The organism is Streptomyces sp. NPDC096310, assembly GCF_044763125.1.
In the GTDB taxonomy this organism is placed as follows: Bacteria; Actinomycetota; Actinomycetes; order Streptomycetales; family Streptomycetaceae; genus Streptomyces.
On the sequence record NZ_JBIWFO010000001.1, the window covers coordinates 752,881 to 774,988 of the forward strand.

Genomic DNA, 22,108 nt, shown 5'->3' on the forward strand with positions numbered 1-22,108 from the left:
GGCGGTCACGGGGCCACGGCCGTGTTCAGGCCGGCCTGGAGACCCGGCGGTCCCAGGTGCTTGACGGTACGCGGGAGCCTACCCAGCGCACGGTCCGTCCCTGGTGGGCCAGGAATCGCAGGCCGCCCTTGCCGGACTGGGCCTCGACCGTGTCGACCACCCCGGGGATGCTCTGGCCGGCCGTCAGGCGCGCATGAGGGCCGCCCAGATCGGTCCGTACCCAGCCGGGCGCGGTGAGCAGCAGTGTGCGCGGGTCGTCGACGTGGCGTGCGGCGTGGCTGCGCATGAGCTGGTTCAGCGCCGATTTGCTCGCCCGGTAGATCTCGAAGCCGCCCTGGTCGTTGTGGGTTCCCGACCGAGAAGAACCGCCTCCACCAGGGACTTCGTGTGCTGGTCGGCCCGAATGCTGGTCGGCTCGAAGCTCCGGTTCAGACCTTCGGTGAAGTGCCGAGGCCTACACCGTTGAGTGCCCCTACCGAGTTCACCGGGCCGCTGTGGGTGATGGTCCGTCCGAAGCACACCGACCAGGATTTCGGCCCGACGCCTGATGACGAGCAGGCCCAGTCGCCCAGGTAGCCACTGGAGTACAGGTCTGCGGCTGCTGTCGCCCGGTGGAGGCTGGATCGTTCGTCGCGCACGATCACTGCCGCCTGTACGCCGGTCCCGTTCCCGTTCGACGCCCTGCTCGCGCAGACCTGCGCGAGCACATCGGTCTCGACATGTATCGTGCTGGCGCAGCGCCACAGGCTGGAGCTGGAGGTGATCGGGTTCGTGTTGCCGTAAGGACGCCAACTACCGCTCTCCGTAGCCGCGGCGGGGCCGGCGGTCGCCAGATTCAGCCCGCACAGCGGTGATAGCGGCTGTCACTCCGGCGACCATCCGTGTAACTCGCATGTTGATCCCTTCTGGACCAGACGTGGGACGCCGTTTCTCAGAATCACGAGCGCGTCTGAGATCAGCGCCGCAGTGTGTTGACGATGCACGCCATCAGTACTCCCCGGCTCGGATGGGAAAGCCCGCGCCAAGGAGCAAGAGGGCACGTGGTGATGACGGGATCGATAGTGCCGTGGTGTCGGGCGGAACGCCGTTGACCGAGAGTCCACGCTCCTTGACGATGCGTCCACGTCGCAGTCCCGAGTGGCCGCACTGATCCTGATGGCCTCGTATCCGAGGGGGAACTGCCATGGGCCTGGTGACGGTGGTCGCGGCGAGGAGCCGTATGCGGCAACGCCCGGCCGGCCGCCTTCGCCGGTCCTGACGGTGAGAATCCGGATACCGGCTGCGGGCATTACATTTTTTGTCTGATCAAGGCCTTGCCAAACCGCTGGACTGCGTGAAAAGAGAGTGGAGGAGCGGTGGCAAGCCGGTCGGGGACTCGATGAGAGATGGTGGGGGACATGCTGGTCGAGACGGTGTTCCGGAGTGATGACGTCCCGGCGGAGGACCGGTTCGAGCGCTGGCGGGAGCTCATGAACCGGTCATACGCGCCGATGGAGCTGCGCAGCGACCATGCGGCGGACTTCCGGGTGCACCAGCGCTTGATCGCACTGGGTACGGCGACGGTATGGCCGGGGGAATTTCAGCCACTGGTCTTTCGGAGGACGCCGAAGCTGATCAGGCAGTCCGACCCCGAGGTCTACCAGCTCACTCTCGTGCTGAAAGGCAGCGGGAGACTTGTCCTGGGCAGACAGGAAGCGACCTGCGACGCGTACGAGTTCCATTCGAACGACTCCTCAAGGCCGTCCGAGACATGGACCGGCCAGGAGCAGATCAAAATCGTGGGAGTCGAGTTCCCCAAGGCGCAGATGCCTCTGCCCAGGGGCCGGGCCGACCAGGCGATCGGGCGGCGGATGTCGGCGAGGGAAGGCATCGGCGCGCTGCTGGCCCAGTTCCTCATCCAGCTGACCAGCGACACCGGCCAGTACGCTCCCGACGACGCGCCCCGTCTGGGGACGGTCCTGACCGACCTGGTCGCCGCACTGTTCGCCCACACCCTGGGCACCGACTCGTCCCTGACCCCGGAGGCCCACCGGCGAACCCTGACCCTGCGCATTCAGGCGTTCATCCAGCAGCACCTTCACGAACCCGACCTGAACCCGCGCTCGATCGCCACCGCACACCACATCTCCCTCAGCCACCTGCACCGCCTCTTCCGGGACGAGGACACCACGGTCACCTCCTGGATCCGGCGGCAGCGCCTGGAACGCGCCCGCCACAACCTCGCCGACCCCGCGCTCCGAACCGCCCCCATCCACTCCATCGCCGCCCGCTGGGGATTCACCCACCAGTCCGACTTCAGCCGTGCCTTCCGCACCGCCTACGGTCTCCCGCCCAACGCCTACCGCCACCAAGCCACCCGCCCAACCGCCTAGCCAGGTGACGTCTTCAATCGAGCGGGGTGCCCGGTGATGCGGTGACTCAGTCGAGACAAACGAGCCCGGTACCGACCCGCACGTCGAGATGGACCCGATTCTTGACGACCTTGCCTTCGGGAACGCGCTGGAAGTACAGCCGTGGGCCTACGCCTGAGGGATCAGCGCAGGCGAACGCCGAACCCTGACGCTCAGAGTCGAAGGTGATGTGGACCTGCCTGATCGACGCCAACCGTCCATCGTAGAGACGGGATCTTCCGTCGTCCTAACGGGCCCGCACCCGGCCACATGGGGAGTTGAAGGCGGCCGAGGCCGTCGCGGGCGGCATCTCGCTGACGGGGGCTCATGTCCGGGCGGCGGCGAGGAGGGCGCCGAGCGCGGCGCCGGCGTCGAGGAGAGCGCGGGAGCGAGCGGTGATGCTCTCCTCCCGGGCCACCAGCGCGGCGTCGAGGTCGCGCGACCGGTGTCCGTGCCGCAGGCCCGGCATCAGGGCCCGGAGCTGGTCGACGCGGTACCCGGCGGTGCGGAGCTGGTGCACGATCCGGGCGTCCCGGGCCTGGTCCGGTGCGTACCGTCGTGTCTCCCGGGGGAAGACCCGGTCGGGGACGGCGAGCCCCTCCGCGTCCCAGTGCCGCAGGGTCGACGGGCGTACGCCCAGCGCGGCGGCGAGCTCGGAGACGCTCATCGCGTCCGACGGGCGTACGTCCTCGACCGGTTCGGCGGAGATCGCCGCTGCCGCCTCCCTGGCGATCCGGAGGTCCGTACGCTCCCGGTCGAGCCGGGCGTGGGCCGCGTCGAGGAGCGCGAGCACCTCGGGGGCCGGGCGCTCGTGCACGGCACGCACGATCCGCTTGGCCTCCACCGGCCCCGTAGCGACGGCGAGGGCCCGGTAGGCCAGGGCGGAGCGCAGATGGATCTCCCCGTGGACCCGGTGGCCCGCCGCCGTGCGCGCCGCCGGCGGCAGAACACCGTCACGTTCGAGATTGCGTACTTGCTGGACGGAGTACCCGGCGCGTCGCGCGACATCGACGGTCCGCATCGCCGAGTGGAGAGGTGGCATCCGGGATTCCTCCGCTTTCCGGCTCGAAGTCTCCACAAGCACCTTAATGAAACGCTTGAGCACATGACCATGGAAGAGATCATCGACTTCGTGCAGAACCTGGACGGGGCCCTGGCCGTCAGGCCGGAGCCCGGCGACGGCTCACCGGAGATCAGTTGGGGGGATACGTTCTTCTTCTACTCCCCTGAGGGCGTCATGCCGGAAAGGACGCAACCGTTCGCGACGATCGTGACGAAGAACCAGCCGGGCGACGAGAGATCACGCCTGGACCGCCCGGACACCTTCCGGGTCAATGTGGCCGCAGGGAAGGAATCGTTCCTCCACTGGACCGGCCACACGCCACGCGAACCGGCCACCGACGAGGACCCCGGCGCCGCCGACACCGTGATGGCGCACCCCGTCTACGGTTCCGTGGGCTGGCTCGCCGTGGTGAATCCGGGCGCGCGGACCGACGAGGCGGTCCGGGAGCTGCTGCGCACGGCCCATCACCGTGCACGTTCGCGTCGTGAACGGCGTACGGACGCCACGGCGAGCTGACGGAGAACGGCGCCCGGGAGACAGCGAGTCACACGCGCCGGGTGTGTGAGGGACGGGCCCTGGGCAGGGCCCGTCCCTCACCCCGATCCGGCCCGGGCGGCATACGCCCCGCGTCACCGGTCACCCGGCTGTGGCCGTCCTGGGACATTTCCGTGCGGGCGGGCGGGGCAGGAATGGCGTTGACCATGGTTCTGGCGGTGAACACCCGCGGGGCCATTGAGCAAGGCTAGGAGTCATGATGCGTACCAACCGGAAGATGGCCGCCACTCTCGCCGCCGTTGTGCTGGCGGGCGCCGCGAGTGCGGGAGTCGCGCAGGCCGCACCGGCGGCGGGCGGGAGCGTCGCCCCCTCCGCCTGCCGTCCGGCCAACCACACCGCGAAGATCACCGCGGCGGACAACACGACCGGACACCGGCATTACCGCGTGACCCTGACCGCGCCACGCGGGTACGAGCCGTGCCGGCTGGCCGGTTCGCCCACTGACGTGCGGTTCTCGAACCACGGCGAGGACAGCGGCCTCACCGCGGGCAGCTACGGCGGCCAGGAGACCGTCGTGACCTTCGGCCCGGGCCGCCCGGTGCACTTCGACATCCAGGTTCCCAACAACGGCGGTGGCGCCCCCGCGGACGAGGCGTCGTTCACCCTCCGGGCCCCGGACGGGCAGATCCCCGGCACGTCCTTCGCCGAGGGCGGGCTCACGGTGGCGGCCGGCACCCTCATCGGCCCGGTCCAGCGCGGCGCCTGACCTCTCGACACAGCGGGGTGGCGTTCCCGTGGTCTCTCCACCGCGGGAACGCCACCCGGCCTTTTTACGTGAGGATCCCCGGTCGGCTCAGGCTGCCGGGGCGGTGAAGGCGGCGAGGACGCCGGCCGCCAGGGCTGAGCGTTCGACCATGCCGCTGAGCGTCACATGCTCGCTGCGGGCATGGGCGCCGCCGCCCACCGCGCCCAGCCCGTCGAGGACGGGGGTGCCCGCGGCGAGGATGAAGTTCCCGTCGCTGGCGCCGCCCACCGCCGTCTCGCGCAGGTCGAGGCCGAGCGGCGCGGCGCAGGACCTGGCGAGGGCGAAGACCTGGCCGACGCCCTCGGTGCGCTCGAAGACCGGACGGTTCCAGCCGCCGTCCAGCTTCAGACCGGTCCGGGAGTCGACCGGGGCGAGTCCGGCCAGCGCCGCGTCCAGACGCTCGCGTTCACCGGCGGTCGCGACCCGTATGTCCAGATGGGCGGTGGCCTCTCCGGCCGTGACATTGCTGCGCGTACCGCCGCGCAGCACACCGACGTTGACGGTGGTGCCCGCCGCCGGGTCGGCGAGGGCCTCCAGCGCGAGCACCTGGCGGGCGATCTCGTTGACCGCGCTGGCCCCGGCCGCCGGGTCGAGCCCGGCGTGCGCCTCCTCGCCGGTGACGGTGAGGGAGAACAGCCCGACGCCCTTGCGGGTCGTCTTCACCGCCCCGTCCGCGCTCGCCTCGAAGACCAGCGCCGCCCGGGACTTCCGCGCCTCGGCGACGATGACGCCGCTCGACGCCTCGCTGCCGGTCTCCTCGTCCCCGTTGAGCAGCAGGGTGCACTCGGGACGCGGCAGGCCGAGCGCGGTGAGCGCGCGCAGCGCCCAGACGGCCTGGACCAGTCCGGCCTTCATGTCGAACACGCCGGGCCCGGAGATACGGTCCCCCTCCCGGCGGTAGGGCCACCCGGACAGGGTTCCGGTCGACCAGACGGTGTCGTAGTGGCCGACGAGCAGCAGCGGGGCGCCGGTGGACGGGCCCGTGCCGGCGTACCGGCGGATCAGGATGTCGCCCGCCGTCCCGCGCGGGATCAGCTCCTCGCTCGCGGGGGCGCCGAGGGAGGTGTCGAGCCAGCCGCGCAGCCAGTCCAGGCAGGCCCCGAGGGAGGCGGTGTCGTCGCTGGAGCTCTCCTGGGAGGTGTACGCGGCGAGATCGGCGTCCATCGCGTCACGGTGCTCGTCCAGCCAGCGGTGCACATCGACGGCCTGCGCGTCGGTGAGCACCGGCCCGGCGGGCAGTTCGTGGCGCGCGGCGCCCTCCTCCGCGTCCGCCGGGCCGGCGCCGGACACGGCGAGGCGGTCGAGGGCGTCCAGCCGGGACTCGGACATGGTGGACGGGTCCTGCTCCAGCTCCCGCAGACCGGCCACGACGGCCCGGAGCACCGGAGCGTCCCGGCCCGCGCGCCGCGCCTGCTCGAACACCGGCGCGTAGTGCGTGGTCACCTCCACCGGGCGGCGGCGGACGGCCAGGTCGCGCCAGATGCCGCTGCGGTCCTTGGGCTGGGTGCGCAGCCACGCGGTCAGCCGGTCGCAGGCGGCGTCGCGCAGGGCGGGGTCCGTGTCGGGCCGGAAGGCGGGCGCCTCGAAGGCGTCGAAGGACTCCAGCCGTGCCCCGGCCGCGTCGGCCGCCGCGTACACCTCGGCGGTCAGCGCGTACATGGTGGCGCGGTGGCGGTCCGTGAGGTCCGCCATGGGGGCGTCGGCCAGCGCGGTGGCCGAGAGCATCGCGCCGAACGCGGCCTTCGCCCACAGGTAGCCCTCGACGTTGTCGCTCGCCAGGGCGGGGCCCCACGCCTGGAGATCCGCGACCAGGGCGCGCACCCGGTCGGAGACCGGCGCTCCGCCCAGTTCGCCGATGACGAACGCGCCGGGGCCGCCGTCGCGCACCACGCCCGGTTCGACGAGGTCGGCGAAGATGTTGACGAAGGCGGCGACCGTCCGGCCGGCGCCGATGTGTTCGGCGATGAGCGCCTCGTTGAAGCCGTTCTGTACGGAGACGACATAGCCGTCCGGGGCGAGGCGCGGCGCGATCCACTCCATGGCCATCCCGGTGGCCTGCGCCTTGACGCTGAGCAGAACCCGGCCGAGGGGCGGTCCCTGGTACGTGTCGGGGGTGGCCGCGTCGAGGCGGACGCTCTCACGCTTCTCGCCGCGCAGGATGGTCAGCCCGTTCGCCTGGATCGCGGCCACATGGGCGGCGTCGGTGTCGATGACGGTGACCTGGTGTCCGGCCGCCGCGAGGCTGTGGGCGAGGGTGCCGCCGATGGCACCCGCGCCGACCACGGTGTAGGCGTCGCCGGTCATGAGGTGTGTCCCTTCGTGGTGTCCGGAAGTGGGTCCGCGCCGAGGCCCGTAAGTGTGTCCGTGCCGGGGCCCGGCGGTGTGTCCGGTGTGTCGCTTCCGGTGGTGGCCCCGACATCCGCGGCGGCGCCGGCCGGCGGCCACAGCCGGGGCAGATGGGTCGCGCCGGTACCGCTGCCGCCGTCCACGCGCAGGATCTCGCCGGTCACCCAGGAGGCGTCCGGGCCGGCGATCCACACGACGGCGCGGGCGACGTCCGCCGGGGTCCCCGGCCGTCCCAGCGGGTTGACGGAGACGGCCGCCGCGTATTCGTCGGCGACGGGGTTGCAGGCGCTGTCGACCCCGATGAAGCCGGGGCTGACGGCGTTGACGCGGATCCCGTGCGGCCCCAGTTCGAGGGCCCCGGCGCGCGTCGCCATCTCCAGGGCCGCCTTGGAGGAGGCGTACGGGCCCCCGCCGGGCCGGGCACGCAGCGCGGCGCCGGAGGAGATGTTGACCACCGAGGCGGCCCTGCCCGAGGCGATGGCGCGGCGGGCCAGTTCGGCCGTCGCGAGCACCGGGGCGCGGGTGTTGAGCGCGAAGACGCGGTCCCAGCCGGCGGCGGTGACCTCGGCCATGTCGAGCGAGGGATAGATACCGGCCGCGTTGACCAGCACGTCCACCGGCCCGTGGGCCTGCCAGCCGTCACCGATGGCGGCGGCCGGGCCCTCGGCCGAGCTGAGGTCATGGACCCGGTGGGCCGCGCCGAGGGCGTTCGCGGTCTCCGCGAGCCGGGCGGCGTCGATGTCGACGAGTGTCAGCCGGTGGCCGGCCGCCGCGAAGTGCTCGGCGACGGCCCGTCCGATGCCGCTCGCGGCGCCGGTGACCAGTACGTGCGCCATCAGGCGAACTCCTTGTCCTTCGTCTCGGGCATGGTCAGGTAGATGATGAGGGAGATCAGGGCCGCGCCGGAGACGTACATCCAGAGCTTGTCGGCGTGACCGGAGTCGCTCATCCAGGTCGTGACGTACGGGGCGGTACCGCCGAAGACGGCGACGGCCAGCGCGTACGGGAGGGCGATGCCGGTGGCGCGCACCTCCGGCGGGAACTGCTCGGCCATGATCACCGCACAGTTCGCGGAGTAGCCGAGGATCAGCAGCATGCCGGTGAGCTGGACCAGGAACAGGACGAGGAAGCTGTCGTTCAGGAGGTGCAGCATCGGCCAGGAGAGGAGGACGAAGCCCGCGGCGAACCCCGCCAGGGTGGGCTTGCGCCCCAGTCTGTCGGAGAGCAGCCCGGCGAAGGGCAGCAGCACGATGAAGATGACCAGACACAGGGTCTGCGAGAGCAGCGCCCGCTCCAGCGGGATACCGGTGGTGAGATTGGCGTACGTCGGCAGGTAGTTGACCCAGATGTAGTACGTCAGTGTGCCGGCGACGGTGATGCCCGCGACCCGCAGCGCGGCGGCCGGGTGCTCGACGAACATGGCCTTCAGCGGGTTCTTCCGGTCCTGCCCGCCGGCCTTGGTCTCGTTGAAGGACTCGGTGTCCTCGACGGTGACACGCAGCCAGAGCCCGACGAGGCCGAGCAGCGCGCCGATGACGAAGGCGGCCCGCCAGCCCCAGCCGCGCAGGGCGTCCTCGCTGAGCAGCGAGGTGAAGCCGGTACCGAGCAGTGAGGCGATCAGGACACCGCCCGCGACCGACACCTGCTGCCAGGACCCGGCGAAGGCACGCCGTCCGGGCGCGGCGGACTCCACCAGGAACGCCGAGGACGAGCCGAACTCACCGCCCGCGGAGAAGCCCTGGGCGAGCCGCGCCAGCAGCAGGATCACCGGGGCGGCGATACCGATCGTCTCGTAGCCGGGGGTGATCGCGATGACGAAACCGGCGCCCGCCATCAGACCGATGGTGAGCGAGAGCCCCTTCTTGCGGCCGTGCCGGTCCGCGTACGCGCCGAGGACGGCGGCCCCCACCGGCCGCATCACGAAGCCCACGGCGAAGACGGCGAGGGTGGAGAGGAGTGCGACAGCTCCGTCGGCCTTCGGGAAGAAGACATCCGCGATGATCTTCACAAAGATGCCGTAGAGGGCCCAGTCGACGAATTCGACGGTGTTGCCCACGGATCCGGCCACGATGGCCTTGCGCTGCTTGGGCGTCAGCTTGGTGGACGGGGCGGTGCCTGATGCGGCGGTGTCGGTTGTCACGAGGGGGTTCCTCGCCTTCCTTGGAGCGTCACAGGGGGACGGATCGGGATGCGGGAGTGCGGGTCCTGATTCCTGTGGGCGGCGCGGTGCGGTCGGGCCGGGACGGGCGGAACGGCACCGGGTGGGGCGGGCGCGCCGGAGGACCGGAGCGCGGTGTGCCGGGGCAGCGGGGCCGCGGGCGTGTCCCGGGGTCGGGACGCCGGCGTGCGGCCGGGGTGGTGAGGTGACGGGCCCCGTGCCGGGTGGGCAGGGGGACGCCGGGGTCCGTGGCGGGTCGACCGTACGGGCCCGCCGCCACGGGTGCCGGGGTACGGCGTACGGGCGGGGCGGGTGAGGGCGGGACGGTCAGCGGGCCGGGTGCTGCGCGAGGCAGTACTCGGCGATCTCCCGGTGGGTGGCGAACCACACCCCTTCGTGCTCGCCGATGTGGGCGAGCAGTTCGTCCAGTATGACGAGCCGGGAGCGGTGGCCGATGATGTGCGGGTGCATGGTGAGCTGGAACAGGCCACCGGCCGTGTACGCGGCGGCGAACTCGTCCTGCCAGATCCGGAGCACGTCCCGTGGCGCGATGTAGGGGCGCAGCGAGGCGAAACGCTCCATCATGAAGTAGGGCGCGTCGTCGCGGATCCACTCCACGGGGATCTCCGCCACGCCGGTCGCCTCGCCGTCCTCGACCAGCTCGTACGGCTCGTCGTCGGCCATCAGCGAGGAGTCGTAGAGCAGGCCCATCTCCCGGGTGATCGCCAGGGTGTGCGGTGAGAAGTCCCAGCTCGGGGTGCGGATACCGACGGGACGTACGCCGCCGATCCGCTCCAGGGTGTCGGCGGAGCGGAACTGCAGCTCACGCTCGCTCTCCGGGGAGAGCGAGGTGTTGCGCTCGTGGATCCAGCCGTGGACGGCCAGCTCATGGCCGGCGGCCGTGTAGGCCTTCGCCTCCTGCGGGCGCAGCAGCGCGCAGACGGCGGGCATGAAGAAACTCGCGGGGACGCGGTGGCGCTCCAGCAGGCCGAGGATCTTCGGCACGGCCACGCGGGCGCCGTACTCGCCCTGGGCGAGCTTGGCCGGACGGGTCTCGCCGTCGCGCAGGGCCGGGGTCTCGTGGTCCGAGTCGAAGGACACGGCCACCGCGCAGCGGGCCCCGCCGGGCCAGGTCTCCGGTGCGAGGGACCGTCCGGCGCGTACGTGTCCGACATGGCGGCGCCAGGTCGGTTCGTCCCATTCCCACGGCTGCTGTTCGCTCTGCGGCATCAGAATCCGGCCTTCCGTGCGAGATATGTGTGCTCCGGGGCGTGCCCGAGGAGGTACCACTCCGTTCGCCATCGCTCTTGCGTGGCCCGTCGGTGATGGTCCATCGTGGCCATCTCCTGTTCACCAACCCGGGAAATCGACGAGAATCGCCATGGACCGTCTTCGAGTGAAGGATTCCGCCGCCTCGCCCCAGGCCGAGCTGGACGAGACGGACCTGGCCATCGCCCACGCCCTGCAGATCGCGCCACGTGCCTCCTGGACGGCGATCAGCGAGGTGCTCGGACTCAGCGCGGTGACGGTCGCCCGCCGCTGGGGGCGGATCTCGGACCGTGGCCTGGCCTGGGTGACGGCGACCGGCAGCCCCGGCCTGTGGCGGTCGCTGTGCAACGCGTTCATCGACGTGGACTGCGAGCCGTCGGCCCGGCGTGGAGTGGCGCTCGCGCTGGCCAGGGACCCGCGGACGAAGTCCGTGATGGAGCTGGCCAGCGGACGGGACATCCATGTCAACGCGGTCACCCGGGATCTCCCGGGACTGTCCCGGTTCATCCTGGAGCGGGTGAGCCGGCTGCCCGGTGTGGTGCGGGTCAACACCCAGATCACCACGCGCATCCTTGTCTCCGGGAGCGACTGGCGGCTGGACGCGCTCCCTCGCGCGGAGCGGTCGCTCCTCCAGGCCGTCGCCGACGAGAGCGCGCCGCGCCAGGCCGTGCCCGGCACGCTGGACGGTCCTGACCGGGAGCTGCTGCTGGCGCTGGCCCCGGACGGCCGGCTGCCGGTCTCCGACCTGGCGGCGCGTACGGGCACCAGCCAGACCGCGGCCCGTCGCCGTCTGGCCCGGCTGGAGCGTACGGGCGCCGTCGCGTTCCGCTGCGAGATCGCCCAGCACATCACGGGCTGGCCGGTCACCTCGCTCCTGTGGGCGCGGGCGGCGGCCCCGCGGCGGCGGCAGATCTGTGAACAGCTCAGCCGGATGCCGGACGTCCGGCTGCTGACCGCGACCAGCGGCGAGACGAACATCCTTCTCTCCACCTGGCTGCACTCCGTGGACAGCGCCCACGACCTGGAGGACCGGATCGGGGCGCAGTGTCCCGGGCTGGAGATCGTCGACCACGGGATCGTGCTGCGGACGGTGAAGCGGCAGGGATGGATCCTGGACGAGCTGGGGCGCCGCCTGGAGAGCGCGCCCATCGATCCGTGGTGCGAGGACGACATCGCGCCTCCGGGGGCCGGCTGACCCGGCCCGGTCGGCCGGTCCCCGTACCGCTCACCCCCGCGTGGCCTCCCCCCGGAAGCGGACGGCGTCGCCGGTGTCCGCTCCGAGCAGGGGCGCCGGCGCGGCGCCGGGCGCCGGGTCGCCGGAGAACACCAGCGGGGAACCCGGCGCGAGCAGCTTGCCGACGCCCGGCTGCTCGATCCAGGAGAAGAGCGGGTTCTCCGCCGAGCAGCGCGGATCCTCCTCGTACAGTTGCCGGAAGGTCTGGTACGGGCCCCACAGCACCCCCGAACCCTGGAGCACGGCGCGCACCTCGGCCAGCGTCCGGGCCGCGAACCACGGTTCCAGCACCGCGGCGATGGCGTGCCGGGCGGCGTACCGTCCGCCCTCCGTCGCCACGTCCACGTCCAGCAGCGGTCCGGTCATCTCCAGCTTCTCGGCGAGGCCGGTGGCCCGGCCCAGGGAGCGGAACTGGCGGGTGGTGAGTGCCACCACCATGACCCGGCGCCCGTCGGCGGTACCGAAGTCCCGTCCGAAGGCGCCGTAGAGACTGTTGCCGATCGGCTCCCGCGAGGCGCCGTTGATCTGGACGTCCGCGAGATAGCCGAGGTTGCCGACGGTGGCGAGCATGACGTCGGACAGGGCCAGCGACACCTCCTGGCCTTCTCCGGTCGCCTGCCTGCGGCGTTCGGCGGCCAGCAGGCCGACCGTCAGATAGAGCCCGGCGGCGACGTCCCAGGCCGGCAGGACATGGTTGACCGGCGCCGGGCCGTCGCCGGTGGCGTGCGGGAAGCCGCTCGCGCAGTTGACGGAGTAGTCGACGGCCGGGGAGCCGTCGTGGTCCCCCAGCAGACGCATCATGATCAGGTCCGGCCGCCGCGCGGAGAGCCGCGCGTAGTCGAGCCAGCCGCGCCCCGGCAGATTGGTGATCAGGATGCCGGCGCCGGGGCCGTCCGCGCAGATGATGTCGGCCGCCGCCCGTTGCCCCTCGGGGGTGTCCAGCGGCAGGGTCACCGACCGTTTGCCCTTGTTGAGGCTGGCCCAGTAGAGGCTGGTCCCGTCGTCGGTCTCCGGCCAGCGGTGGTGGTCGATGTTTCCGCCGACGGGATCGATACGGATCACCTCGGCGCCCAACTGGGCCAGTGTCATGGACGCCAGCGGGGCCGCGACGAAGGCCGAGACCTCCACGATCCGCAGCCCCGCCAGGGGGCCGCGCCGTTCCTCAGGGGCGTTCGAAGACGGCCGCAATGCCCTGACCTCCCCCGACGCACAGGGTCTCCAGCCCGAACCGGGCGTCCCTGCGCTCCATCTCGTACAGCAGCGTGGTCATGATGCGCACACCCGTCGCGCCGACGGGGTGGCCCAGCGAGATACCGGAACCGTTGACGTTGACGCGCTCCGTGTCGTCGATGCCCCATTCTTCGAGCACCGCGAGCACCTGGCAGGCAAACGCCTCGTTGACCTCGATCAGGTCCATGTCCGCCAGGCTCAGACCGAGCCGCTTGAGAAGCCGGCCGGTGGCGGGCACCGGGCCGATGCCCATCCGGGAGGGCTCGCACCCCGCTGCGGCCCAGCCCGAGAGATAGGCGATCGGAGTCAGCCCAAGCCGCTCCAGTTGGTCCTCGGCGACGACCAGACAGGCCGCGGCGGCGTCGTTCTGCTGACAGGCGTTGCCCGCGGTGACCGTCCCGCCGGCCTCCACCGTACGCAGCCGCGCCAGCTTCTCCGCGGAGGTGTCGGGCCGCAGGCCCTCGTCGCGGTCGAAGACCACGGGGCCGCCCTTGGGCCGCTCCACCGTCACCGGGACGACCTCGCGCGCGAAGGCGCCGGAGTCCCAGGCGGCCGCCGCCCGCCGCTGGCTGCGTACGGCGTAGGCGTCGGCCTCCTCGCGGGTGATCCCGTAGTCACGGGCCAGGTTCTCGGCGGTCTCGATCATGCCGGAGATCTCCCCGAACCGCTCCACGGGCTGGGCCCGTTCCCGGCCGCGGTCGAGCCGGTCGTGGAGGACGGTGGAGCCGAAGCGTCCGCCCCAGCGCAGGTCGGTCGTGTAGTACTCGACATTGCTCATGCTCTCGACGCCGCCCGCCATGACGACCTCGGCCGCCCCGGACTGCACCATCATGGCCGCCGTGGCGATCGCCTGGAGCCCGCCGCCGCAGCGCCGGTCGAGCTGCATCCCGGCGACCTCGACGGGGAACCCGGCCTCCAGCGCGATCCAGCGTCCGACGCACGGTGTCTCGCTGCTGGCGTAGGACTGTGCGAAGATCACGTCCTCGATCAGGGCGGGATCGAGGCCGGCCCGCTCGACGGCCGCGGTGGCGACGGTGGCGCCCAGCTTCTCGACGGGCACGTGGCGCAGGCCGCCGCCGAAGGCGCCGATGGGGGTACGGACAGGGGCGACGATCGCCGCGCGGGTCATGCGGGGGTCTCCTTCTTCACGGCACCGACGGAATCGGTGGACTCGGGGGCGCTCGCGGAATCGGCGGGGCGGCCGGGCCCGGCGGCTCTCATGGACAGGGCACGGAAGTCCGGGGCGCGCTTGGCGAGGAACGCCCGTACTCCCTCCGCGCTCTCGGCGGAGGTGAACGCCTCGTCACTGGCGGCCAGCGAACGCTCGATCAGCTCCTCCTCGGTGAGGTCGTGGGCCGCGTCGATCACCGACGCGCACAGGGCCAGCGCGCGCGGCGGACGGCGCAGCAGGGTGTCCGCCAGCTCTCTCGCCACCTCCACGGCCCCGCCGCGCGGCGCGAGCCGGTTGACCAGACCCCAGGCCAGCGCGGTCGCGGCCGTGATCGGCTCGCCCAGCAGTTGCATCTCCTTGGCCCGCCCCGTCCCGATACGGCGGGCGACCCGGAACGTGCCCCCGCTGCCGGGAAAGACCCCGAGCGTGATCTCCGGAGAGCCGATGCCGATCTGTTCCTCGGCGACGATCAGATCGCAGCAGACGGCGATCTCCAGACCGCCGCCGAGCGTGTGCCCGTTCAACGCGGCGATCACCGGCCGGGGGAAGGCCGCCAGCCGCGCGAACAACTCCTGCTGCGGGCGGAGCTTCTTCGCCACCGCCTCGCCCGGCGCCCGCATCGGGGCGAACTCGACGATGTCGGACCCCGCGCAGAACGCCCGGTCCCCGGCGCCGGTCAGGATCACCACGCCGACGGACGCGTCGCGCTCCACGACGTCCAGCGCCTCGGTCAGGCCGCGGGTCATCGCGGCGTTCCACACGTGCAGGGGCGGGTTGTCGAGGACAACGGTCGCCACCCCGTCCGTGACGTCCAGACGGACCTGTGCGCCGCTCATCTGTCATCTCCATGGTCGGTGGTTCCGGTGGGTGCCGCGGCCTCCGCCGCGGCGAGCAGGGCACGCGCCCTGCGCAGGACGGGCGCGTCGACCATCTGCCCGTCGACACGGAGGGCGCCCGGGGCGGGTCCGCCGGCGCCCGCGGCGTCCCAGGCGGTGGTCACCCTGCGGGCCCAGGCGGTCCCGGCCTCGTCCGGGGTCCAGCCGGCGTGGACGGCGGCCACCTGTCCCGGGTGGACGCACAGGGCTCCGGTGACGCCGAGCCCCCGGGCCTGCCGCGCCGCGTCCGCCAGCGCGTCGGGCCGGTCCAGAACGGCCAGGGAGAGCGGCAGCGCGAAGGAGGCGATCCCGGCGGCCGAGGCGGCCAGCGCGATCCAGCGGCACGGCTCGGTCAGCACCGACGGCGTCGGCGCCACCCCCAGCGCCAGCGAGAAGTCCTCGCTGCCGAACGCCAGCGCGCACACCCGGGGCGCCCCCGCCAGCGCGGTCAGCGCGAAGAGCGCGGCCGGCGACTCGATCAGCGCGATCAGCCCGACCGAGCCGTCGGGCAGCCCGCGTTCCCGCTCCCGTACGCGCAGGAACGCGGCCATCTCGGCGAGCTGTCGCGGATGCTCGGCCTTGGGCAGCATCACCGCCCGCAGGCCGGGCCGGACCGCCGCCCGCAGGTCCTCCTCCCACTCCGTACGGTCCGTACCGGTCCGTACCACCAGGTACTGGCCCGCGGCGGCCAGCCGGTCGAGATGGCCGGGCAGGGCGAGGCGCGCCGCTTCCTTGCCGGATACCGGGACGGCGTCCTCCAGATCGAGGATCAGCCCGTCCGCGCCCCGCTGGTGCGCCCGCGCGAGGAGCCGTTCGTTCCCGGCGGGGACGAACAGCAGGGAGCGCCGTACGGTGAGGTCCGTGACCGTCATGCGGCGTCCACCTCCGCGCTCATCACGGTCCGCCCCCGGTCGTCGGCGGCGTACAGGTCCGCGCCGGTCTCGGTCGGCGTGCCGTGCAGGGTCAGCTCCCGGCCGTCGAAGGCGGGCCGCACCCCGCGGAAGCGGAAGCCGGTGACGCGGGCGCCGGGCCGCCGCCGCAGATAGAGATCGAGCAGCAGCGTCGCCGTCAGCGGCCCGTGGACGACCAGCCCGGGATAGCCCTCCTCCTGGCAGGCGTAGGGGCGGTCGTAGTGGATCCGGTGCGCGTTGAACGTCAGCGCCGAGTAGCGGAACAGCAGCACCGGGTCCGGTACGAGCGAGCGCTGCCAGGTTCCGGGCGGCGGGGTCTCCTTCGGTGGCCGCTCCCGCGGCGCCGCGGATCCCGCCGGGACAGCACCGGCGGCGGCGCGGTAGACGATGTCCTGCCGCTCGGTGAGGACCGGGGCGCCCTCCTGCCGCAGTTCGTGGTCGACGGTGACGAAGACCAGGGGCCCGCTGCGGCCCTCGGACTCCCGTACGTCCGCGACGACCGAGGTGCGGCGGACGGGCACTCCCGTGCGCAGCGGCCCCTCGAAGCGGAGATCGCCGCCCGCCCACATACGGCGGGGCAGCCGCACAGGGGGCAGGAAGCGGCCGGGCCTGGGGTGCCCGTCGGGTCCCAGCTCGCTGTGCGGTGCCCGGGGCGGGAAACAGAGCCAGTGCGCGAGGAGCGGTGCCACGTCCGTACCGGCCGGCGGGTGGTCCAGGGTCGCGGCCAGCCGGGCCGCGGTGTCCGCGCTCAGCGTGTCCTCGGCCTCCTCGCGCCGCCCCTTCCGGGCAGCGTGGGTGTCGGTCGCCGTCATGCGGTGGTCTCCTTCAGACGGATACGTTCGATACGGCCGACGACCAGCAGGAAGGACAGCGCCGCGCCCAGGCCGGACGCGCCGACGAAGATCAGCGCGCCGTCGAAGGACCCGGTGATGTCGACGACGTAGCCGATGACGATCGGGGTGGTGATGCCGGCCAGGTTGGCGAAGGTGTTGAACAGGCCGCCGGAGAGCCCCGCGGCCTCCTTCGGGGAGGTGTCGGAGACGACGGTCCAGCCGAGGCTGCCCAGCCCCTTGCCGAAGAACGCCGTCGCCATCAGGACGATGACCACGGTCTGTGTCGAGGTCCAGGCGCAGGCGACGATGCAGGTGGACAGGAGGAGCCCGGTGACGATGGGGATCTTGCGGGCCGCGGTCACCGACATGCCGCGGCGCAGCAGCGCGTCGGAGAGCAGGCCGCCCAGGATGCCGCCGACGAAGCCGAAGAGGGCGGGGATGGACGCGGTGAACCCGGCTTCCAGCAGCGGCATCCCCAGTTCCTTGATCAGATAGATCGGGAACCAGGTCAGGAAGAAGTAGACGATCGTGGTGATGAAGTACTGGCCCAGGTAGATGCCGAGCATCATCCGGCTGCTGAGGAGTTGCCGTACGACGGACCAGGTGTCGACACCGTCCTTGGTGCCGACCGCGGCGGCCTCCTCGATGTCGACGAGCGCGCCGCCCTCGACCAGGTGGTCCAACTCGGCCCGGTTGACGCGCGGGTGCTCCCTCGGCTGGCGGTAGGCGACCCACCAGCAGACGCTGAGCACGATCCCGATGCCGCCCATGACGAAGTACGCGGACGGCCAGCCCCAGCCGTGCGTGAGCCAGGCCATGAACGGGGTGAAGACGACCGGCGCCGCGTACTGCGAGGAGTTGAAGATCGCGGAGGCGGTGCCGCGTTCGGCCGTGGGGAACCAGGTCGCCACCACACGGGCGTTGGCCGGGTAGGCGGGGCCCTCGGCCAGGCCGACCGCGATCCGCAGGACGAACAGCGCGATCATCGCCGAGGCGATACCGAACAGCGGGACGAAGCCCTGGAGCAGGGTCGCCACCGACCACGCGAGAATGCTTCCCGCGTACACCCGGCGGGCGCCCCACCGGTCCACGATCCAGCCACCGGGTAGCTGGGCCAGCATGTAGGCCCAGGAGAAGGCGGAGAACAGGTAGCCGAGCGTGACATCGCTGACGCCGATGCCGTCCTGGATCTCGGTGCCGGTGATGGACAGGATCGCCCGGTCGGCGTTGTTGAGCGTGGAGACCAGGAACAACAGCGCCACGATCAGGAAACGCGCTCTGCTGCGGCCGGGGGACGGTGACGAGCCGACGGGGCGTCGTGCCCCGGCGACGGCTTCCTGGGAAGCGGCCATGGGATATCTCCATTGACATCATCGGGCAGGCTTGGGGATCTTCGGCGCACCGTGGAATCCGCGCGAGGGAGGCGGCGGAGCCGTGGGGGGAGGCACGGAGGCGGAAGAAGAGGAGTGACAGGGACGGGGGCGGGCCGGTGTCTTCGGTGTGGTCAGGGGCGGGCGCCCCGGCGCCCGGTGGTCAGCCGAACCGGCCGCCGGTGACGTGCAGGGTCTCTCCGGTGATGAAGGACGCGCGCTCCGAGGCGAGGAACGCCACCGCGTCGGCGATGTCCTCCGGCTGCCCGGTACGGCGCAGCGGCTGGGCGGCCACCGCCTTCTCCCGGATCTTCTCGTAGTGGTCCAGCGCGCGGACGGCCTCGGTCTCCATGAAACCGGGCGCCACCGCGTTCACGGTGATGCCGTACCGCCCCTGCTCGGCGGCGAGCGCGCGGGTGAAGCCGAGCAGGCCGGCCTTGGCGCTGGCGTAGTTGGCCTGCCCGGGATTGCCCAGGTAGCTGCGCGAGGAGATGTTGACCACCCGCCCCCAGCGCTGCCCGATCAGATGCGGCATGACGGCTCGGGTGACGAGGAACGACCCCTTGAGGATCACCTCGATGACCGCGTCCCAGTCGGTGTCCGTCATCTTCGTGAGCAGTGTGTCGCGGGGGAAACCGGCGTTGTTGACGAGGATGTGCACCCCGCCGAACGCTTCGACGGCGGTGGCGACCAGGGCGTCCACATCCGCGCCCGAGGTGATGTCGGCGCGGACCGCGATCGCCCGGTGGCCCAGCCCGGTCAGTTCCCTGGCGGTCGCTTCCGCGCCCGCCCCGTCGATGTCGGTGATGACGACGCGAGCCCCCTCCCGCGCCAGTCGGCGGGCGGTCGCCGCGCCCAGTCCCCGGGCCGAGCCGGTGATGACGGCGGTCTTGTCGCTGAGTTCCAGATCCATGGTGCGGCTCCTGTGCGTCAGATCAGGTCGGCGCGGCCGGCGTCCAGGACGACGGCGCCGCGTTCGACCGCGGTGGTACGGAAGGACACGACGTCGCCGTCGGTCCAGGACTCGGTCCGCAGCGTCTCCCCGGGGAAGACGGGGGCGGTGAAGCGGACCCGTAGCCGGTGCAGCCTGGACTCGTCCCAGTCCAGGGCGTTCGCCAGCAGGGCGTGCACGGCCATACCGAAGGTGCACAGCCCGTGCAGGACGGGCCGGTCGAACCCGGCGGCCCTGGCCGTCCCGGGGTCGGCGTGCACGGGGTTGGTGTCGCCGTTGAGACGGTAGAGGAGCGCCGCCTGCGGCAGGGTGGGCAGGTCGTGGACGGCGTCCGGCGCCCGTCCCGGCATCCGGTGGGGCGGCGTTGCGGTGTCCGTCGTACTGCCGCAGCCGCCGTCCCCGCGCAACAGGCTGACCTGGCCCACCTCGGCGAGGAGCCGTCCGCTGTCCGCCGCCACGATCCGCCGCTCCTGGTGGAGCAGGGCGCCCTTCGCCACGCCCTTGTCCACGACGCCGGTGACCCGGGTGTGGCCCACCACCTCGCCCTCCGGCGCCAGGGGCGCGTGCAGGGTCATCGACTGCTCGACGTGCAGCAGCCGCCGCCAGTCGATACCGGTGTCCGGCTCGCGGGCCCAGAAACCGGCGTAGCCGAGCACGTTCGCCATGGTGGGGAAGGGGCGCGCGGCCTCCTCCGTGACATACGCGAGCCGGCGGGCGTCGAGCGGATCGGCGCCGATCCCCAGGCTCAGCGCGTACAGGGCGCAGTCCCGGGCGGTGTACCGCTGCCGGACCGGTGCGAACTCCCGCCGCAGCAGCCTCCCCGGATCCATCGTCATGCCACCTCCTCGCGCGGCACCATCAGGGCGTCCAGGGCCAGCACACCCTGCCCGGCCTCCCCGACGACCACCGGGTTCAGCTCCACGGTCCCGATCCGGTCGGCGTGGGCGACCGCGAACGCGGAGACCCTCACCAGCAGGTCGGCGAGGGCGTCCACATCGGCCGCGGGGGAGCCGCGGAAGCCGGTCAGCAGGGCGTGTCCCCGGGTCTCGGCGATCATCCGCAGCGCCTCGTCCCGGTCCACGGCGCCGACCCGGGTCGCGACATCGCGGAACAGCTCCGCCCGCACCCCGCCGGTGCCGAACATCACGACCGGGCCGAAGACCGGGTCGCGCCGCACCCCCACGATCACCTCGACACCGGACGGCGCCGTCCGGGAGACGAGCACCCCCTCCACCCGGGCGTCGGGCCGCGCCGCGGCGGCGCGGGCGGTCAGCGTGGTGAACGCGGCGGCGGCGGCCTCCGCGTCCGCGACACCGAGCAGCACACCGCCGATCTCCGTCTTGTGCGGGATGTCGGGCGAGACGATCTTCATGACGACCGGGAACCCTGTCGCCGTCGCGGCCTCGGCGGCCGCCGAGGCCGAGGTCACCACCCGGGAGCCGGGGAACGGCACGCCCGCCGAGGCGAGCAGCTCCCGCGCGGCGGCCTCGGACAGCGGTCCGTCCGGCACCTCCTGGCGCGGCGCCACCGCGCCCGGCGCGGGCAGCGGACGCTCGAAGCCCTCCCGCAGCCGGGCCAGTCCGTCGAGAGCCGCGACGGCCCGCTCGGAGTCGTCGTACACGAGGAAGCCCGCCTCCTCGTACGACCGCACGACCTCGGGGCGTGCCTCCATGCACAGCACGGTCGGCCGGTCCATGAAGTCCGAAGTGCCCTTGCGGATGGCCTCCTTGATGGCCTCGCCGTACGTGGGCGAGTCCGGCAGCATGGTGAACGAGCCGATCACACTGTCGTAGTCGCCCTGCGCGTACATGACCCGGTAGGTGTCGGTGATCAGGCTCATGTCGTTGAGCCAGCCCGCCGTTGTGTCGCAGGGATTGTCGTCGCTGCCCATCGGGTTGATCTCGCGCAGCCGGGCCCTGGCCTCCTCGGGCAGGCCCGCGACATCCAGCCCGTACCGTTCGGCGGCGTCGCACAGTTGCACACCGAAGCCGCCGGAGACGGTGACGACGCCCACTCTGCGCCCGGCCGGCAGCACCCCCCTGCTGCACGCGTACGCCAGGTCGACCTGCTCCTGGGTGGTGCGGGCGCGGTGCACACCGTACTGGCGGAAGAGCGCGTCGTAGACGGCGTCGCTGCCCACCAGCGACGCGGTGTGGGACTGCGCCGCGGCGGCGCCCGCGTCGGAGGAGCCGACCTTCATGAACACCACCGGCTTGCGCCGCTCGTGCGCCACCGCCAGCGCGGTACGCAGCCGGCCGGCGTCCCGTACACCCTCCGCGTAGGCGAGGATCACCGACACGTCGTCCTGGAGAGCGAGCCAGTGGACGCACTCCGCGACATCGGTGCCGGCCTCGTTCCCCGTCGACACCCAGTAACCGATGTCGACGTTACGGCGACGGCACAGGTAGGCCAGATGGCCACCGTACGCACCGCTCTGGCTGACCACCGCGACGCTGCCGCCGGTGGGGATCGCCTCGTCGAAGGCGCTGCTGAAAGTGCCCACGAAGCCACTGGCCGCGTGCAGCAGGCCCAGACAGTTGGGGCCGAACAGCCGCAGATTCCCCCGGCGGGCGATGTCGGCCAGCTCCTCCTGGAGCGCCTGGCCCTCCTCGCCCGTCTCGGCGAAACCGGCGGCGTAGATCACCGCGGCGCTCACGCCCTTCGCCACGCAGTCGGTGACCGCCTGCTTGAGCAGACGCGAGGGGAGGCCGATCAGCGCCATGTCCGGGACCTCGGGCACCGCGTCCAGCGAGGGGTACGCCGACAGTCCCTGCACCGTCGCCCGCTTGTGGTTGACGGGATAAACGGCGCCCTGGTAACCGGCGCGCAGCAGGTAGTGCAGGGCCCGTCCTGAGATCCTGCCGGGGTCGTCCGAAGCGCCGATCACGGCGACCGAACGGGGGCGGAATGCCTGCTCGAAACCTGTGGGCACAGGCGTGGAGGGCACGGCTGACATGGGGCGGCTCCCTGGGTGCTGTCCGTCCGTGTGTGGTCCGAGTCACCCTG

The 22,108-nt window shown here is 72.2% G+C and carries 19 protein-coding genes and 1 pseudogene; 4 read left to right on the forward strand and 16 right to left on the reverse strand.

What is annotated here, in order from left to right:
* Positions 1-25 precede the first annotated feature (25 nt).
* Positions 26-286 carry a hypothetical protein gene (locus tag ACIQ7D_RS03005; protein ID WP_403932947.1) on the reverse strand — a complete coding sequence of 87 codons (261 nt, stop codon included), beginning with the start codon at positions 284-286 and terminating at the stop codon, positions 26-28.
* Between the two features lie 1,111 nt (positions 287-1,397).
* Here ACIQ7D_RS03005 and ACIQ7D_RS03010 point away from each other — a divergent pair.
* A complete protein-coding gene (locus tag ACIQ7D_RS03010) occupies positions 1,398-2,372 on the forward strand; it encodes a helix-turn-helix domain-containing protein (protein ID WP_403932950.1) in 975 nt (324 codons plus the stop codon).
* A gap of 58 nt (positions 2,373-2,430) precedes the next feature.
* Here ACIQ7D_RS03010 and ACIQ7D_RS03015 read toward each other — a convergent pair.
* Together ACIQ7D_RS03015 and ACIQ7D_RS03020 are read right to left on the reverse strand one after the other, a co-directional pair.
* Positions 2,431-2,604: pseudogene (locus ACIQ7D_RS03015) on the reverse strand (VOC family protein); the annotation flags it as partial.
* Positions 2,605-2,715: 111 nt separating this feature from the next.
* The gene (locus ACIQ7D_RS03020; RefSeq protein WP_403932952.1) at positions 2,716-3,432 is read right to left on the reverse strand and encodes a MerR family transcriptional regulator; all 717 of its coding nucleotides are present in this window, start codon (positions 3,430-3,432) and stop codon (positions 2,716-2,718) included.
* Positions 3,433-3,495: 63 nt separating this feature from the next.
* Here ACIQ7D_RS03020 and ACIQ7D_RS03025 point away from each other — a divergent pair, with 63 nt between their 5' ends.
* Positions 3,496-3,969, forward strand: coding sequence for a DUF6194 family protein (locus ACIQ7D_RS03025; RefSeq protein WP_403932955.1), 474 nt, complete (start codon positions 3,496-3,498; stop codon positions 3,967-3,969).
* A gap of 235 nt (positions 3,970-4,204) precedes the next feature.
* Positions 4,205-4,714 (forward strand): DUF4232 domain-containing protein, encoded by a 510-nt coding sequence (locus ACIQ7D_RS03030; protein ID WP_403932958.1) that lies wholly within the window; start codon positions 4,205-4,207, stop codon positions 4,712-4,714.
* Between the two features lie 87 nt (positions 4,715-4,801).
* Here ACIQ7D_RS03030 and ACIQ7D_RS03035 read toward each other — a convergent pair whose 3' ends face one another.
* The 4 genes from ACIQ7D_RS03035 to ACIQ7D_RS03050 all read right to left on the reverse strand — a co-directional run bounded on the left by ACIQ7D_RS03035 (position 4,802) and on the right by ACIQ7D_RS03050 (position 10,487).
* On the reverse strand, positions 4,802-7,057 hold the full coding sequence (locus tag ACIQ7D_RS03035; protein WP_403932961.1) for a 2-dehydropantoate 2-reductase: 2,256 nt from the start codon (positions 7,055-7,057) through the stop codon (positions 4,802-4,804).
* Positions 7,054-7,935 carry an SDR family NAD(P)-dependent oxidoreductase gene (locus ACIQ7D_RS03040; RefSeq protein ID WP_403932964.1) on the reverse strand — a complete coding sequence of 294 codons (882 nt, stop codon included), beginning with the start codon at positions 7,933-7,935 and terminating at the stop codon, positions 7,054-7,056. Before ACIQ7D_RS03040 ends, ACIQ7D_RS03035 begins: the two co-directional genes overlap by 4 nt.
* The gene (locus ACIQ7D_RS03045) at positions 7,935-9,239 is read right to left on the reverse strand and encodes an MFS transporter (protein WP_403932967.1); all 1,305 of its coding nucleotides are present in this window, start codon (positions 9,237-9,239) and stop codon (positions 7,935-7,937) included. The genes ACIQ7D_RS03040 and ACIQ7D_RS03045 overlap by 1 nt, the downstream gene beginning before the upstream one ends.
* A 345-nt stretch (positions 9,240-9,584) precedes the next feature.
* Complete coding sequence (locus ACIQ7D_RS03050) at positions 9,585-10,487, reverse strand: polysaccharide deacetylase (RefSeq protein WP_403932969.1); 903 nt, start codon at positions 10,485-10,487, stop codon at positions 9,585-9,587.
* Between the two features lie 166 nt (positions 10,488-10,653).
* Between ACIQ7D_RS03050 and ACIQ7D_RS03055 the strand changes: the two genes are divergently transcribed.
* Entirely contained in the window at positions 10,654-11,721 is a 1,068-nt protein-coding gene (locus ACIQ7D_RS03055) for an AsnC family transcriptional regulator (RefSeq protein WP_403932972.1), read from the forward strand.
* Positions 11,722-11,751: 30 nt separating this feature from the next.
* On the opposite strand, the gene ACIQ7D_RS03060 is transcribed toward ACIQ7D_RS03055, so the two are convergent.
* From ACIQ7D_RS03060 to ACIQ7D_RS03100, 9 genes are all read right to left on the reverse strand, one after another.
* On the reverse strand, positions 11,752-12,948 hold the full coding sequence (locus tag ACIQ7D_RS03060) for a CoA transferase (protein ID WP_403932975.1): 1,197 nt from the start codon (positions 12,946-12,948) through the stop codon (positions 11,752-11,754).
* Complete coding sequence (locus tag ACIQ7D_RS03065) at positions 12,923-14,119, reverse strand: acetyl-CoA C-acetyltransferase (protein WP_403932978.1); 1,197 nt, start codon at positions 14,117-14,119, stop codon at positions 12,923-12,925. The genes ACIQ7D_RS03060 and ACIQ7D_RS03065 overlap by 26 nt, the downstream gene beginning before the upstream one ends.
* A complete protein-coding gene (locus ACIQ7D_RS03070) occupies positions 14,116-14,997 on the reverse strand; it encodes an enoyl-CoA hydratase/isomerase family protein (RefSeq protein ID WP_403932981.1) in 882 nt (293 codons plus the stop codon). The genes ACIQ7D_RS03065 and ACIQ7D_RS03070 overlap by 4 nt, the downstream gene beginning before the upstream one ends.
* Positions 14,994-15,908 (reverse strand): HpcH/HpaI aldolase/citrate lyase family protein, encoded by a 915-nt coding sequence (locus tag ACIQ7D_RS03075; RefSeq protein ID WP_403932984.1) that lies wholly within the window; start codon positions 15,906-15,908, stop codon positions 14,994-14,996. Before ACIQ7D_RS03075 ends, ACIQ7D_RS03070 begins: the two co-directional genes overlap by 4 nt.
* The gene (locus tag ACIQ7D_RS03080) at positions 15,905-16,759 is read right to left on the reverse strand and encodes a MaoC family dehydratase N-terminal domain-containing protein (RefSeq protein WP_403932987.1); all 855 of its coding nucleotides are present in this window, start codon (positions 16,757-16,759) and stop codon (positions 15,905-15,907) included. Before ACIQ7D_RS03080 ends, ACIQ7D_RS03075 begins: the two co-directional genes overlap by 4 nt.
* Positions 16,756-18,132 carry an MFS transporter gene (locus ACIQ7D_RS03085; protein WP_403932990.1) on the reverse strand — a complete coding sequence of 459 codons (1,377 nt, stop codon included), beginning with the start codon at positions 18,130-18,132 and terminating at the stop codon, positions 16,756-16,758. Before ACIQ7D_RS03085 ends, ACIQ7D_RS03080 begins: the two co-directional genes overlap by 4 nt.
* A gap of 181 nt (positions 18,133-18,313) precedes the next feature.
* Positions 18,314-19,063: a 3-oxoacyl-ACP reductase FabG gene (gene fabG / locus ACIQ7D_RS03090; RefSeq protein WP_403932993.1), complete on the reverse strand. Its 750-nt coding sequence runs from the start codon at positions 19,061-19,063 to the stop codon at positions 18,314-18,316.
* Positions 19,064-19,080: 17 nt separating this feature from the next.
* Positions 19,081-19,938: a MaoC/PaaZ C-terminal domain-containing protein gene (locus tag ACIQ7D_RS03095; protein ID WP_403932996.1), complete on the reverse strand. Its 858-nt coding sequence runs from the start codon at positions 19,936-19,938 to the stop codon at positions 19,081-19,083.
* Positions 19,935-22,058: an acetate--CoA ligase family protein gene (locus ACIQ7D_RS03100; protein ID WP_403932999.1), complete on the reverse strand. Its 2,124-nt coding sequence runs from the start codon at positions 22,056-22,058 to the stop codon at positions 19,935-19,937. Before ACIQ7D_RS03100 ends, ACIQ7D_RS03095 begins: the two co-directional genes overlap by 4 nt.
* Positions 22,059-22,108: the final 50 nt, after the last annotated feature.

Bases quoted from the DNA above. Each gene is read 5' to 3' on its own strand.
- ACIQ7D_RS03005 (WP_403932947.1), bottom strand. From the start codon at position 286: ATGCGCAGCCACGCCGCACGCCACGTCGACGACCCGCGCACACTGCTG.
- ACIQ7D_RS03010 (WP_403932950.1), top strand. From the start codon at position 1,398: ATGCTGGTCGAGACGGTGTTCCGGAGTGATGACGTCCCGGCGGAGGAC.
- ACIQ7D_RS03020 (WP_403932952.1), bottom strand. From the start codon at position 3,432: ATGCCACCTCTCCACTCGGCGATGCGGACCGTCGATGTCGCGCGACGC.
- ACIQ7D_RS03025 (WP_403932955.1), top strand. From the start codon at position 3,496: ATGACCATGGAAGAGATCATCGACTTCGTGCAGAACCTGGACGGGGCC.
- ACIQ7D_RS03030 (WP_403932958.1), top strand. From the start codon at position 4,205: ATGATGCGTACCAACCGGAAGATGGCCGCCACTCTCGCCGCCGTTGTG.
- ACIQ7D_RS03035 (WP_403932961.1), bottom strand. From the start codon at position 7,057: ATGACCGGCGACGCCTACACCGTGGTCGGCGCGGGTGCCATCGGCGGC.
- ACIQ7D_RS03040 (WP_403932964.1), bottom strand. From the start codon at position 7,935: ATGGCGCACGTACTGGTCACCGGCGCCGCGAGCGGCATCGGACGGGCC.
- ACIQ7D_RS03050 (WP_403932969.1), bottom strand. From the start codon at position 10,487: ATGCCGCAGAGCGAACAGCAGCCGTGGGAATGGGACGAACCGACCTGG.
- ACIQ7D_RS03065 (WP_403932978.1), bottom strand. From the start codon at position 14,119: ATGACCCGCGCGGCGATCGTCGCCCCTGTCCGTACCCCCATCGGCGCC.
- ACIQ7D_RS03070 (WP_403932981.1), bottom strand. From the start codon at position 14,997: ATGAGCGGCGCACAGGTCCGTCTGGACGTCACGGACGGGGTGGCGACC.
- ACIQ7D_RS03075 (WP_403932984.1), bottom strand. From the start codon at position 15,908: ATGACGGTCACGGACCTCACCGTACGGCGCTCCCTGCTGTTCGTCCCC.
- ACIQ7D_RS03080 (WP_403932987.1), bottom strand. From the start codon at position 16,759: ATGACGGCGACCGACACCCACGCTGCCCGGAAGGGGCGGCGCGAGGAG.
- ACIQ7D_RS03085 (WP_403932990.1), bottom strand. From the start codon at position 18,132: ATGGCCGCTTCCCAGGAAGCCGTCGCCGGGGCACGACGCCCCGTCGGC.
- fabG (WP_403932993.1), bottom strand. From the start codon at position 19,063: ATGGATCTGGAACTCAGCGACAAGACCGCCGTCATCACCGGCTCGGCC.
- ACIQ7D_RS03095 (WP_403932996.1), bottom strand. From the start codon at position 19,938: ATGACGATGGATCCGGGGAGGCTGCTGCGGCGGGAGTTCGCACCGGTC.
- ACIQ7D_RS03100 (WP_403932999.1), bottom strand. From the start codon at position 22,058: ATGTCAGCCGTGCCCTCCACGCCTGTGCCCACAGGTTTCGAGCAGGCA.